The 11,726-nt window shown below is 57.7% G+C and carries 10 protein-coding genes and 2 pseudogenes; 4 read left to right on the top strand and 8 right to left on the bottom strand.

The annotated features are described in order from the left end of the window. Positions 1-5: 5 nt before the first annotated feature. Genes DCC25_RS06010 through DCC25_RS05995 form a run of 4 tightly spaced genes read right to left on the bottom strand, consistent with a single transcriptional unit; the run spans position 6 to position 2,926 of the window. Positions 6-950: an ABC transporter substrate-binding protein gene (locus DCC25_RS06010; RefSeq protein WP_110101004.1), complete on the bottom strand. Its 945-nt coding sequence runs from the start codon at positions 948-950 to the stop codon at positions 6-8. Between the two features lie 49 nt (positions 951-999). Beyond that, positions 1,000-1,392, bottom strand: a complete 393-nt coding sequence (locus tag DCC25_RS11780) for an anion permease (RefSeq protein ID WP_110101003.1) — start codon at positions 1,390-1,392, stop codon at positions 1,000-1,002. Between the two features lie 26 nt (positions 1,393-1,418). Beyond that, positions 1,419-2,453 (bottom strand): SLC13 family permease, encoded by a 1,035-nt coding sequence (locus DCC25_RS06000; protein WP_146206423.1) that lies wholly within the window; start codon positions 2,451-2,453, stop codon positions 1,419-1,421. A 29-nt stretch (positions 2,454-2,482) separates the two neighbouring features. Further along, a complete protein-coding gene (locus DCC25_RS05995; protein WP_233487928.1) occupies positions 2,483-2,926 on the bottom strand; it encodes a TetR/AcrR family transcriptional regulator in 444 nt (147 codons plus the stop codon). Positions 2,927-3,278: 352 nt separating this feature from the next. Here DCC25_RS05995 and DCC25_RS11775 point away from each other — a divergent pair, with 352 nt between their 5' ends. From DCC25_RS11775 to DCC25_RS05975, 3 genes are all read left to right on the top strand, one after another. Then, complete coding sequence (locus DCC25_RS11775) at positions 3,279-4,502, top strand: type ISP restriction/modification enzyme (protein WP_255410762.1); 1,224 nt, start codon at positions 3,279-3,281, stop codon at positions 4,500-4,502. After that, positions 4,388-5,434, top strand: a complete 1,047-nt coding sequence (locus DCC25_RS05980) for a type ISP restriction/modification enzyme (protein ID WP_158524743.1) — start codon at positions 4,388-4,390, stop codon at positions 5,432-5,434. Before DCC25_RS11775 ends, DCC25_RS05980 begins: the two co-directional genes overlap by 115 nt. A gap of 269 nt (positions 5,435-5,703) precedes the next feature. Further along, positions 5,704-8,361 (top strand): choice-of-anchor M domain-containing protein, encoded by a 2,658-nt coding sequence (locus DCC25_RS05975; RefSeq protein WP_110101000.1) that lies wholly within the window; start codon positions 5,704-5,706, stop codon positions 8,359-8,361. 253 nt (positions 8,362-8,614) lie between these two features. Here DCC25_RS05975 and DCC25_RS05970 read toward each other — a convergent pair whose 3' ends face one another. Continuing rightward, on the bottom strand, positions 8,615-8,896 hold the full coding sequence (locus DCC25_RS05970; RefSeq protein ID WP_199445890.1) for a hypothetical protein: 282 nt from the start codon (positions 8,894-8,896) through the stop codon (positions 8,615-8,617). An 8-nt stretch (positions 8,897-8,904) separates the two neighbouring features. After that, positions 8,905-9,561 carry a TIGR02391 family protein gene (locus DCC25_RS05965; protein WP_233487927.1) on the bottom strand — a complete coding sequence of 219 codons (657 nt, stop codon included), beginning with the start codon at positions 9,559-9,561 and terminating at the stop codon, positions 8,905-8,907. A 162-nt stretch (positions 9,562-9,723) separates the two neighbouring features. Here DCC25_RS05965 and DCC25_RS05960 point away from each other — a divergent pair, with 162 nt between their 5' ends. Then, positions 9,724-9,933 carry a BRO family protein gene (locus tag DCC25_RS05960; protein WP_233242955.1) on the top strand — a complete coding sequence of 70 codons (210 nt, stop codon included), beginning with the start codon at positions 9,724-9,726 and terminating at the stop codon, positions 9,931-9,933. Here the strand turns inward: DCC25_RS05960 and DCC25_RS05955 are convergent. Both DCC25_RS05955 and DCC25_RS05950 read right to left on the bottom strand, forming a co-directional pair. After that, positions 9,930-10,241, bottom strand: a pseudogene (locus DCC25_RS05955) (integrase core domain-containing protein); the annotation flags it as partial. The gene DCC25_RS05960 and the pseudogene DCC25_RS05955 sit on opposite strands and share 4 nt — an antisense overlap. A 4-nt stretch (positions 10,242-10,245) precedes the next feature. Further along, a pseudogene (locus DCC25_RS05950) lies at positions 10,246-11,666 on the bottom strand (IS30 family transposase). Between the last annotated feature and the right edge of the window lie 60 nt (positions 11,667-11,726).

Genomic DNA, 11,726 nt, shown 5'->3' with positions numbered 1-11,726 from the left:
CTCCACTAGGGCGCGAGTGTGTGGGATAAGGGGATCTCGACGGGTTTTTCGTTGACTAAGGGTTCTTCAATCAGACCGTCCTGAATATTCCATTGGTCCAGAATCTCTTCGTAGGTACCAGTTTCAATGAGATGATCCATGGCTGCGACCAGCGCGTTGGTGAGTTCTGCATCTTTCGGCACAGCAAAACCGTAGGGAGCGGCGTGATACATCGGCCCGACCTCCTGAATCTCGCCGTCAGCTTGGTCTTCAACCCAGCTGACAATCGGAGAATCCGCGGCGAAGGCATCAGCCCGCCCCAGCACAAACGCGGTCGCGGCATTATCCGAGGTGTCATAGGCCAGAATCTCGATTGGTTCCTCGCCGGCTCCTGCACACGCTTGGGACTTGGGAATGATTTCATCGGTTTGGGCCACGGTATTACGTTGCACGGCCACGGTGAGTCCACAGGAATGTTCGGGGTCGATCTCTGCGTCGCGCTCGGCGTGCTGGGCCCACTGAATGCCGGCGTAGAGCGTATTGACGAAATCGTAGTTCTGCCGACGCTCTTCGGTGTCGGTGAATCCGGAACCGCCCACATCCACGGTGCCGGATGACACCGAGGGCAGGATAAGGGCGAAGTCCTGTTCTACCGGTTCAAACTCTAGACCCATCACTGAGGCCAAAGCCCGTCCCAGGTCCATTTCGGTGCCAATGATGGTGCCATCGGAGTCTTTGAATTCGAAGGGTGCAAAGGGCGTGTTGGTGCCCATCCGGAGCACGCCACGTTTTTGCAGGTCCTCGGGAACCAACGCAGCAATCTCCGGGACGGTCTCAGGCACGATCTCGACCCAACCATCAGGATTGCCCCGCTCTTGGTTGGTGCAACCGGTCAGCACCAGGCTGAGCGCTACCAGAGTAGCCCACAGCTGCCACAGCGAGACGACACGTCTGGTTTGGGTTCTGGACATGGTCGAATACTACCTGTTTCTCCAGGTCAACGGCGCATCCTGTGATCGGCTACCGGAGAATGACCGGAAGAACGAAGAGAGCGAGGGAACTGACTAGGATCAAGCCGACCACAGTCATCCAGAGTCCGGCTTTGACCATATGTGAGATCTTCAGCTCCCCGGTAGAGAACGCAATCGCATTGGGCGCGGAAGCAACCGGCAGCATGAAGGCACATTGGCAGGCCTGGGTCACCATCATCGCGAAAATCACCGGGTCGTGTCCCACGGAGGCGGCGACCACAGCCACGATCGGTACAAAGGTGGTGATCGTGGCCATCGAAGACGTGAATTCCCTCTGGATGATCACCAGTAGCACCACCATTGGGGCCAGCACCCAGACTGGAACGGCACCAAGGCCGCCCAGGGAAGCACCTAGCCAATCAGCCAAGTAGCTGTCGGTCACTTGGGCCGATAGCGCTCATCCGCCACCTAAAGAATCAGCACACCCCACGGTGTCTTCAGCTCGGTTTCCCAATTCATCAGCATCACACCTTTGGATGGCTGAGCTGGGATCACGAAGGTAGCCACGCCGGCAATCATGGCGATCACCGCGTCGGTGGCCCAGGGGTCGTCAAAGAGCACCGGGACCACGATCCAGGACACTGCAGCGCTCAGAAACATCATCGTGATACCCAGTTCGCCCGAACCTATCGGGCCCAATTTCTTCAGTTCCGCAAGGAAGAGGTCGCGACCTCCAGGGAGATCTTTCACCTCCGGGCGGAACAAAACCTTGGTGATGATCAGCCAACCCAGGACGAGGAAGACGATCAAAAACGGAATGCCAAACAGCATCCACTGTAGGAATCCGACCTGGTAACCGACCGTTTCCTGCAGGTATCCCACCACGAAGATATTGCCTGGTGAGGCGATGATGGAACCACAGGCACTGAGCGTGGCGGCATAGGCAATCGCAATCATCAGCCCAATACCGAATTGTGAGTGGCCGGAATCGGCGTCCCCCACATCATGACCCCCGCCTTCCTCGCGCACCAGTGCAACCAGCGAAGAACCCAGTGGAATCATCATCAGCGCGGTGGCGGTATTGGAGACCCACATACCGAGCGCAGCGGTGGCCATCATCAACCCCAGAATCATCCGGGAAGGTTTCGTCCCCACGACCAAGACGATGAGTATGGCGATGCGACGGTGCAGGTTCCAGCGCTGAATGCCACGTGCGAGCAGGAATCCGCCGAGGAACAAGAAGATGATCTCGCTGGCATATGATCCGGCGACTTCATCCAGGGGAAACACCTGGGTGGCCGGGAACGCAATAAGTGGCACCATGGCGGTAACCGGCAACGGCACGGCTTCGGTAACCCACCAGGTTCCCATCAGCACGACGACCGCGGCGGTCACCCGTGCCGCTATGGCTAGCTCATCGGGCATGAGAAAACCCACAAGCACGGTCAGCCCCAGGCCGAGCAATAATCCCGCATACCGGATGTTTCGGGTTCTGGATGTCACGCTTTAGTGATAGGCACCGAGCAGCTCCCTCACATCGTGTGGCATCGTGACAGCAGCGCGTCCACAGCATCTGCCAGAACTTTGTGGGGACTGATCTGGTGTGTGGCCTTGAGTCGAGCGTAGGTCGGCGCCCGCTCGGCATCGACGGGCACGCGTTTTTCATCGAAGGCCATGGGCGCAGTGAGCGCCGACCCTATCACCACATTGGACAACTGATAGGCGGTCCCGAGCGGATCGGCCACTCCTGCGCTGTCCAATAACACGCACATCCGCTCGGACAGGGCCAAATACGCTGGGCCCCGAGGGGCCCGCATGCCGATGACCTGACCGGCCCACCGATGAGTGGTGAGATGTGTAAAAAAGCACTGCATCAGCAATGGCAGCTCAGCCTCACGGGTCGCTACCGCCATCTGTGCGTCGTCCGCTAATGCTATATCCAAGGCAAGATCGTAGAGATCATCTACCGATTCCACGCGTGAGTAAAGACTAGCGGGAGCTACACCGATGTCTTGAGCGACAGCACGCAGGGTTAGTGCTTTCAGCCCCCAGCATCTAATAATCTCACCGATGCTCTGGCAAGATCTTGGATATCCACCGCGCGGAGGCGTTGCACAGGCTTGGGGTGTTCCCAATAAGTCATCGCACCATCCTGCCGATCACCGCCGAGAACACCCGCCTGCGTCTCCTATCCGAGCTAGATACAGAAGCGTATGCGACCGGCGCCAGAGATGAGTCGGTGCGACGCTACGGCCACCTCCCCGAGCCGGACTACACATCGGAGTCTGTGCAGCGGATGATCCGTTCACGGGTACAGGAACCTTCATTGTGCGCCTGCTGCAGTCGGGCATCATCAACACGCACGACCTGGCTCGCAAATATGCGAACGAACTCCACGCGAACGAACTCATGCTGTTGGCCTACTACGTGGCCGCTATCAATATTGAGGCCACCTACCACGGTGTTATGGGTGGTGAGTACACGCCGTTTGAGGGAATCGTCCTGGCTGACACATTCCAGATGTCAGAAGACGGCGACACCCTCGACACGCAAATGTTCACGCAGAACAGCGAACGTGCCACTCGCCAGCTGGACTGCCCCATACAGATTATTCTGGGCAACCCGCCGTACTCAGCCGGACAAACGAGCGCGAACGATAACAACCCAAATCAGACGTATCCGACACTCGATAGCCGAATCCGCGACACTTACGCTGCCAAACGAACAACCAAGGGCGGAAACGTCAACAGCCTGTACGGCTCCTACATTCGGGCTATTCGCTGGGGAGCTGACCGTTTGGACGACCAGGGCGTTTTGGCCTATGTGACGAACGGTGGGTATATCGACTCGAATTCAGCCGACGGGTTGAGAAACAGCCTCATCGACGACTTTAACCACCTGTATGTGCACAACTTGCGAGGTAATGCTCGAGCCTCGGGAGAACAGCGTCGCAAAGAAGGCGGAAATGCGTTCGAAGCGGGAAGCCACGCGACTGTTGCCATCATGCTGGCGGTCAAAGACCCTGCTCACGCAGGGCCGTGCGTGCTGCACTACAACGACATTGGCGACTATCTGAGCCGTGAAGAAAAGCTCGAAATCGTAGAGACATCCGACGTTGGCACTATCGAATGGTCTGAGCTTGAGCTGAACGAGCGTGGCGAATGGATCAACCAGTCGTCAGACGCGTTTCAGGGGTTTTATCCGATTGGCGATAAGCATCGTGATGAAACTACGAGGGCATTGTTCTCAACGTACTCAGCAGGCTTGCAGACTAATCGTGATGCGTGGGTCTACAACTTCAGCGAGAAGAAGCTGAGGTCAAATGTGGCCACTCTAGTGGGACATTTGATGAGGTGCGCGTTTCCTACCAGGCTGAACCGCGTGAGCACCGTGACGAAGCCGATGTCCAGAAATGGCTTGGAGACAATCCAGAGTATTTGGACGCAACGAGGATCAAATGGTCCCGCTCTTTGCGTAACTGGGCGGCCCGGGACAGACAGATTGAAATCAGCTCAGACACGTTCCGCAGGAGTATCTACAGGCCCTTCATGAAATCCAGTCTCGCTTTTGGGCCGGGACTCAATCATGAACGCAGCCAGGTTCCGCGGATGTTCCCGGAAGCGGGAATGGAGAACTACGGGTTTTATTGCTTGTCGGGTGGAGGAGGACACCACTTTGCAGTTTTGGCTGTCAACGTGATCCCAGACTTGCATCTAATTGAGACTGGCCAGTTCTTCCCACGGTTTACCTACGAAAAGCTGGATGACTCATCAGGGCCGAGCGATCCGCAGGGGACGTTCGACCTGACCGATGGCCGCGTTTCGGGTGACACCGTCGTCAACGGATACAGGCGGATCGACAATATTTCTGATGACGCGCTCCAGCGCTACCAAGCAGCGTTCGGTGACGGGGTGACGAAGGACGACATCTTCGCAAGCATTTACGCTCTGCTTCATTCGGAGCTGTATCGGAGCACCTATGCGGCTGACCTTAAACGGCAGCTGCCGCAGATCTCGTTGCCGGACACGGCGGAGGATTTCCGTAAGTTCGTTGAAGCCGGTGAGCAGCTGTTGGAACTGCACATTCGCTATGAGGAGCAGCCGGAGTATTCGTTGGGTGAAGAAGCCGTGTTTGGCGATACTGACGACCTAGATTTCTATCGTGTGCAGAAGCTGCGTTGGGGCGGGAAGTCTCGTACGCCGAACAAAACGCAGATTGTGGTGAATGACAACATCACGCTGACGGGCATTCCGGATGAGGCTCACGAATACATGCTCGGGTCACGTTCGGCCTTGGAGTGGATTCTGGATCGATACCAGGTGAAAACTGACAAGGACTCCGGCATTGTCAACGACCCCAGCGACTGGGGTCTGGAGCACGGAAACCCGCGCTACATTGTGGACCTCATCAAGAAGATCACCTATGTGAGTGTAGAGACGGTGAAGATCGTTAATTCGCTACCGAAACTCACGCTGCGGAAATAAGGTGTAACACCTTGGGGTCATGTGCAAGGAGATCAGACCCCGTGCGTTCCCTAGTCACTACCTCCCGCGCCTAAACCGCTATCTAAGGGAGCGTGCACTTTAGCGTCACCCCCGTCGCGTTGACCCTGTTTTATCGGTTTGAAGCGGCGTATAAGCGATACTGCATAACATTCGTGGATGCTTATGCATACGGCAAGTCTCCTTGTGTCATGGTAGTGTTATTCCGCTGGCTCTTGTCAGTGAGAATACTTACATTAAAGGAGAGGTTCATGCGCGTATTTCGTGCAACCTGTGCCTCACTCGCGGCTGTTGCAATTACGGCTTTTTCGTTCGCCACCACTCCTGCCTTCGCGGGACCAGATGACGATCGTAGCGTCGAGACGAAAGCACACATTGACGCGCCCAAAGTTTTTTGGAACAAAGAGGCGAACACATTCGACATCAACTCACAGTCGAACGGGAAAACAGCTCCGCTGGACAAGACAGCAAACTGGGTGGGTCGTGGCTACAACTATGACGGTAGCCAGAACTACGTATTCCCAGTTACTAACGACCACCGCCTCGGCTTTCTTGGCAAGGACGGCCAGCTTCTCTACATGGCCCCACAGGTCCCTGGGCCTGGCAATAGCCCCATTTGGTCAGGTTTCGGCGCTGACACCGCAGTCCCTATTGAACAGTTCCGTGACGGGAATTTCGCCCTGGAACTCGTGGGCTTTAATGGCCCCGGCCAAATGAACATGTTCAACTATTCGACATTCGGCGACCTACCGGTGACTCGCTTGTTCTCCTCCCACGACAAGGTTTCTCGGACAGTGTGGTTAGACCCAGGTACGCACACCCACAACATCACCACGTTTACAAAGCCGGGCCGATACGAAGTCACTTTCGATGCAAGTGCGCGGAAATCTGACGGTTCTTTCACGGCTTCAAAACCAACCACGTTAGTGTGGCGGGTAGGTGGTACCAACCCCGCCGACGAAAAGCTCGGTGACGTGAGGGTCGCGTATGACCAGGCCGCAGGTGTCACGGGCAATTCCGCTCCGAGCTTCACGATCGCCCCACACGCAGGCAATGAAAAAGACGGCGATAAGAACCTCACTGATCTTACTTTCAATGCTGGTAACGACGCCGCTGAAGGTACGGTCGTGTTCTACATCGACGGCTACCACCTCGCCGAAATCCCTGTTACGGGTGGTAAAGCAACGTGGAGCGAAATGATCGGCTCTCACACATCAAGTTTCCAGGCCGTGTTTGTGCCCACCCAGGGTGCTGCACGCTGGATCAGTGCACCCCTGACCTCAAGCACCGGGCAGACAGCAGTGTCCACCACGAACACAGGGCAATTCCCCACAGAAACACCTGACACACCTGCCGGAGACTTCTCAACAGGCGAAGTAACGGTGAGCTCGCGCGATGTGTCCGTCAACGCACACACCCAAGGTGACGGCAACCGGGTCACAATTGACACGAAACCCGCTGATGACTCTCTTATCTACAACATCACGGGTGGCTTTTACGAAGAAGGTTACGACGAACCAACGTGTGCGGTAGATGGTGTAAGTGGCCCTGGGCGCCGTACGCTCGAAGTTAGTCGCGAGTACTGCAAGGGAGACGAGTACACGCTACGGCTCACATTGGAGCCACAGCCGCGCGCCGCAATTGGTAATACAGACACCATTGACCTTGGACAGGTCAGTAACACGGGCAATACAGTTCAGACCCAGTTTTCCGAAAGCGGTGCCACCACCACACCCGACCCAGGCGACGGTAGTGAAACACCAAACCCAGGCGACGGAAACGACGGCTCTGACGAAAGTCTCCTCAACACGCCTGTCACGATTAATAACGGACACGTCGACCTGCGTGCCATGGACCTCAATGGTGAACTGACCGTAGCGCTCGGTGACGATTCGCGACAGCACGCACAGGAATCCGTGACACGCACTATCGACTCGACGACCCTGGAAGTCACGAAACTTGCGAAGGTTAAGCGTGAAGGCAACGTGCTTGCCAACCCAAGCTACGACGTCCTCGGTCCCAAAGGCACTGAACTCTACATTCTGCCGCAAGCTCAACAACCAGGCCGTGTGTGGCCAGGGTTCTCAAGCGAAACACTCGACCGCATGAAGTATCCCGAAGGTGCGACGATGACACTCACACCTGTGAGCGCACCTGAAGGCGGAAAATGGTTTGCCTACACGGAGAACCTCGGCTCCATTCAAACGATGTACGCATCCAGCGAGAAGGCTGCAGACATTCCTCTTCCGCCCGGAACCCACATGCACACTGCGTGGGCATTCACCAAACCTGGAACGTACACGATCGACGTGACGGCGCGCGCCAAGCAGGAGGTGGGCGGTGCACGAAGGGCTGGTGGCAGTGTGACAGCGAAGACGCAACGTCTCACGTTCGTCGTGGATCACAAGCCAGGTGGTGAAGACGGAGACGTCTCGACTCCGCCAAGTGAAAAGCCGAGTGAAGCACCAGGCGAACAGCCAACGCAGGAACCACCTGTGGAGCCGTCGCAGGAGCCAACTCAAGCCCCGTCACAGGAACCGTCAGAGGAGCAGCCTGGCGAGGAGCCCGGTGAAGCACCTTCGCAGGAGCCAAACGAACCGGCTCAGCCTGGTGAGTCCGACAACGACGACAGCAGGAAGCCTGACGACAAACAGACGGAAGCTCCTGCTGAAGGAGACGGAGGCGACTCCGACAACGGTGCGAACAGCACCTCGGGCGGTTCAGGTGACAACACTGGTTCGAATGATTCGAACGGCACTGGTGCAAATGGTTCAAACGGCACCGCTTCGAACAACGGCAACTCCCTGTCCCGTACCGGTGCCACGGTACTTCCGGTTGGACTGACCGCTGGTGCACTTGCTGTTGCTGGTGTTGCGCTACTTGTAGCTGCACGCCGTCGCAAGAGCTAAGTCCTGCACAACGAGGGCCCGCACTTTCCTTTAGCGCCTCCCGCCAGGTGAGAAATCAGTTCATCCTGGCAGGTCGCGGTTGGGGAGGTGCGGGCCTACTTTCTACCACCTCGGGAATGGCCACCCCAGCAGATAAGCGACTCTAGTGGGTTGTCCTCAGAGTCAGCTGCTTAACGAACAGTGCCAATACAAGTGCGGCTGCAACGAAGGGCACGCCACTTACAAAAACTAAATGCATCGCTTCGCCCATGCCCTAGTGAATGGCATCGGCAATTGGGCCTGGTAAGGCTTCAAGTTTCGCCGGATCCAAGGCAGAACCAACCCCTGAACCCGCACCCATCGAGTCGCCCATATTCTTGGCCCCCGCAGGCAGGTGTTCTTGAATCTTAGGCATCATCGCCGAACTCATGATCGACCCCAGCACCGCAATTCCAATCGTGGACCCGACGTTACGGAAGAACTGCACCGCCGCAGTTGCAACCCCCAGTTCAGTACGGTCCACCGCATTCTGAACCACCAGCGTGTACGTCTGCATGCACCTGCCTAAACCCTTGTGTTCCGATTTTTCCGACTCCGTGAAAAGCTATTAATCACGAACTTAGGGGCAGAATTGTTTGTTCCCAAAGCTGCGTCCAACAACTTTTGACCATCGTATGTAGAGCCAGTAAGGATGCGGATGCGGTCAGGAATCGACTTGGCTGTCTCGGATACCGCGTGGAACAGAGACTCGGCGATCAGTTCTTGGCTGCAATACTCCATCAGGCGTTCGTGGGTACTGCGCCGCTGAAGCTCCTCCACGAGAGAGCTGGTGAGACGCTCGATATCATCGAATGTGCGTGCCGCCTCAGCGAGTTGGGTCAACTCGCCAGCATCGTCGATATGCCATCCTTCGGTCGCCAGCACCTTGTTGAGCAAGCGGCGCAAATCATCCCAACGCTGACGATCGGTGGTATACCGTGTCGGGCTCATCGCCGTCGCTATGAACTCACGAGTGTGTTGACCTGCTTGCGCTACCGACATTCCCTCCGTAAGCGCGACAAACAGTCCTTCTCGCTTACTCCCGGCAACACGCGGTGGCGCTCCAATGTCGAGGAGAAGTTCGTCGATTTGGTTTCCGCTTAGGCTCGGCAAATCAGTACTGGCCAGGACATTCGCAATACTGCGGATAGTCGAGCGTTGGGAGAAAGAATCGGACTGCATCACCGCTCAAGCTTCTCATGTGAGCGAGTGGCCTGAGTATTTCAGCAAGACCGGGTGTCCGGATTCTTGCACGCTCAGGGGCGTATACGTGAGAGCCCGAAGCGGCCGCACCCGTGGCTTGCTGGAATTCACGTCAATCCTGGCTCTTAGAAGGAGCCAGACATGGCTACGAGAGATCTTCAGGTATTCACTAACGATGCCTTTGGAACGATCCGAACTGTCGAGCATGAGGACAAGGTGTATTTCTGTGGCCGTGATGCGGTAACGGCGCTTGGATACACCAATACGAGCAAGGCGATTCAGGATCATTGCCGTGGGGTTCCGTTTCGTTACCCGATCGTCGATGTGAACCGTCCTGGGTTTCGTTCCTAGATGGTTGGTAAAGACAGTTCATCGTTGGTGAGGCTTTCGGTGTATTGGGCTTCGACTTCTGCTGGTGTCTTGTAGCCCAGTGCTTCGTGCAGCCGGGTGGTGTTCCACCAGTGGACCCAGTTCATGGTCGCGAACTCGACATCGGTCAGGCTGTTCCAGGCCGGCTGGGAGTAGATCAGCTCGGCCTTGTACAAGCCGTTGACGGTTTCAGCAAGGGCATTGTCGTAGCTATCGCCGACTGTTCCGACTGATGGGGTGATTCCTGCGGTGATGAGCCGTTCAGTGTAGGCAATGGCAACGTATTGGGCAGGTTCAACCGGTGGTTGCAACACCGGCCTGTTTCAGGGATTGTAGTGCTTCGCCGAAGACTTCGGCGGGGGTCTTCCAGCCGAGAGTCTTGCGGGGTCTGTTGTTGAGGGTGTGGGCCACCGCTTCGAGGTCGTCTGCGCTCCAGCGGGACAGGTCGGTGCCCTTGGGGAAGTACTGACGTAGCAGGCCGTTGGTGTTCTCATTGGTGGGCCGTTGCCACGGGGAGTGCGGATCAGCGAAGAACACCTTGGTGCCAGTCTCAAGAGTGAACGCGGCATGTCCTGATAGTTCCTTGCCACGGTCCCAGGTGATCGTCTTGCGTAACTGCTGGGGCAGGGTCGTGATCGCAGCGGCCAGAGCCGCGTTCATCGCGACTGCACCGTAGCCGCCCAGCGCGGGGCCGTTCTTGACCGGAGGGTGCTCGCCCCAGCCGTCGAGGCGGGGCAAGTGGACCAGGATCGTCGCGCGGCTGCGACGCTCGACCAAGGTCCCGATCGCAGAGCGGCCGGTCCCGATGACCAGGTCACCTTCCCAGTGTCCTGGAACAGCACGATCAGCGGCTTCTGCGGGGCGTTGGCTGATCACGACCTCGGCGCCGACATGACCGCCGGGTTTGTTCCGGGAACGCTCACGGGGCTGTCGCAACGCCCTGCCCGTTCGCAGGCAAGCCACCAGCTCACGCTTCAGTGCGCCGCGGCCTTCGATGAACAACGCCTGGTAGATCGCCTCATGACTGATACGCATTGACTCATCATCAGGGAAATCCAGCTTCAAGCGGTGACTGATCTGCTCCGGGCTCCAACTGGTGGCCCACCGTCGATCTTGCCGACGAGGCTTGTTCAACCCCTTCCACGTCGGCGTGACCGGCCCTTCCACCGGCGTCCCGTCCGGGCCAGTGACCTTCCCAGAGAGTCTGTCCTGGACATAGTCGCGAAGCCGCAGGTTGGCCACCAGCTTCGCGGTCTTGGGTCGTTTCGCGGCCTCCTGGGCTTTCCATTGGGCCACCGTGGCGCGATACTCCAGCTTCCCGCTGCGGGTAGCAGCGTTGCGGCGCAACTCCCGACTGATCGTGCCCGGATCCCGCCCAAGGGTACGCGCGATCGACCGGACACCGCGTCCCTGAGCACGCAAGATCGCGATCTCCTCTCGCTCCTCGAAACTGAGATAACGACCAGTTGGCTCCGTCAACGTCAGCGGTGGCATACCGCCAGCGTGACGGAACCACCGCGATCCGACCGGCACCGACACCCCCCCACCGCCAGCGCTGCCTCCGCTGTCGTGACCCCGGCCGCGATCACGCGCCAGAATTGTCGCTGCACCGCCCTCGATGGCTGCGGTCTGCCCGGAGAACGCATTGCTGGCCGCAACGCCCGGTCCGCGCGCCACTGCCGCCGCATCCCCTCCGGGACCTCGCCGATCTTCATGCTCCAGTCCTTGGTCACCATCCTTGAACACCTTTCTCACCTCAAGGTGTTGCGACGACC

It is taken from the genome of Auritidibacter sp. NML120636 (genome assembly GCF_003185945.1).
In the GTDB taxonomy this organism is placed as follows: domain Bacteria; phylum Actinomycetota; class Actinomycetes; order Actinomycetales; family Micrococcaceae; genus Auritidibacter; species Auritidibacter ignavus.
The sequence above is the reverse complement of the archived record's forward strand: the minus strand, read 5'-3'. Positions and strand labels throughout refer to the sequence as shown.

What these genes read in the sequence shown, in the direction of transcription:
- DCC25_RS05975 (WP_110101000.1), top strand. Translation starts at nt 5,704, where the DNA reads ATGCGCGTATTTCGTGCAACCTGTGCCTCACTCGCGGCTGTTGCAATT.
- DCC25_RS05960 (WP_233242955.1), top strand. Translation starts at nt 9,724, where the DNA reads ATGGCTACGAGAGATCTTCAGGTATTCACTAACGATGCCTTTGGAACG.
- DCC25_RS06010 (WP_110101004.1), bottom strand. Translation starts at nt 950, where the DNA reads ATGTCCAGAACCCAAACCAGACGTGTCGTCTCGCTGTGGCAGCTGTGG.
- DCC25_RS05970 (WP_199445890.1), bottom strand. Translation starts at nt 8,896, where the DNA reads ATGCAGACGTACACGCTGGTGGTTCAGAATGCGGTGGACCGTACTGAA.
- DCC25_RS05965 (WP_233487927.1), bottom strand. Translation starts at nt 9,561, where the DNA reads ATGCAGTCCGATTCTTTCTCCCAACGCTCGACTATCCGCAGTATTGCG.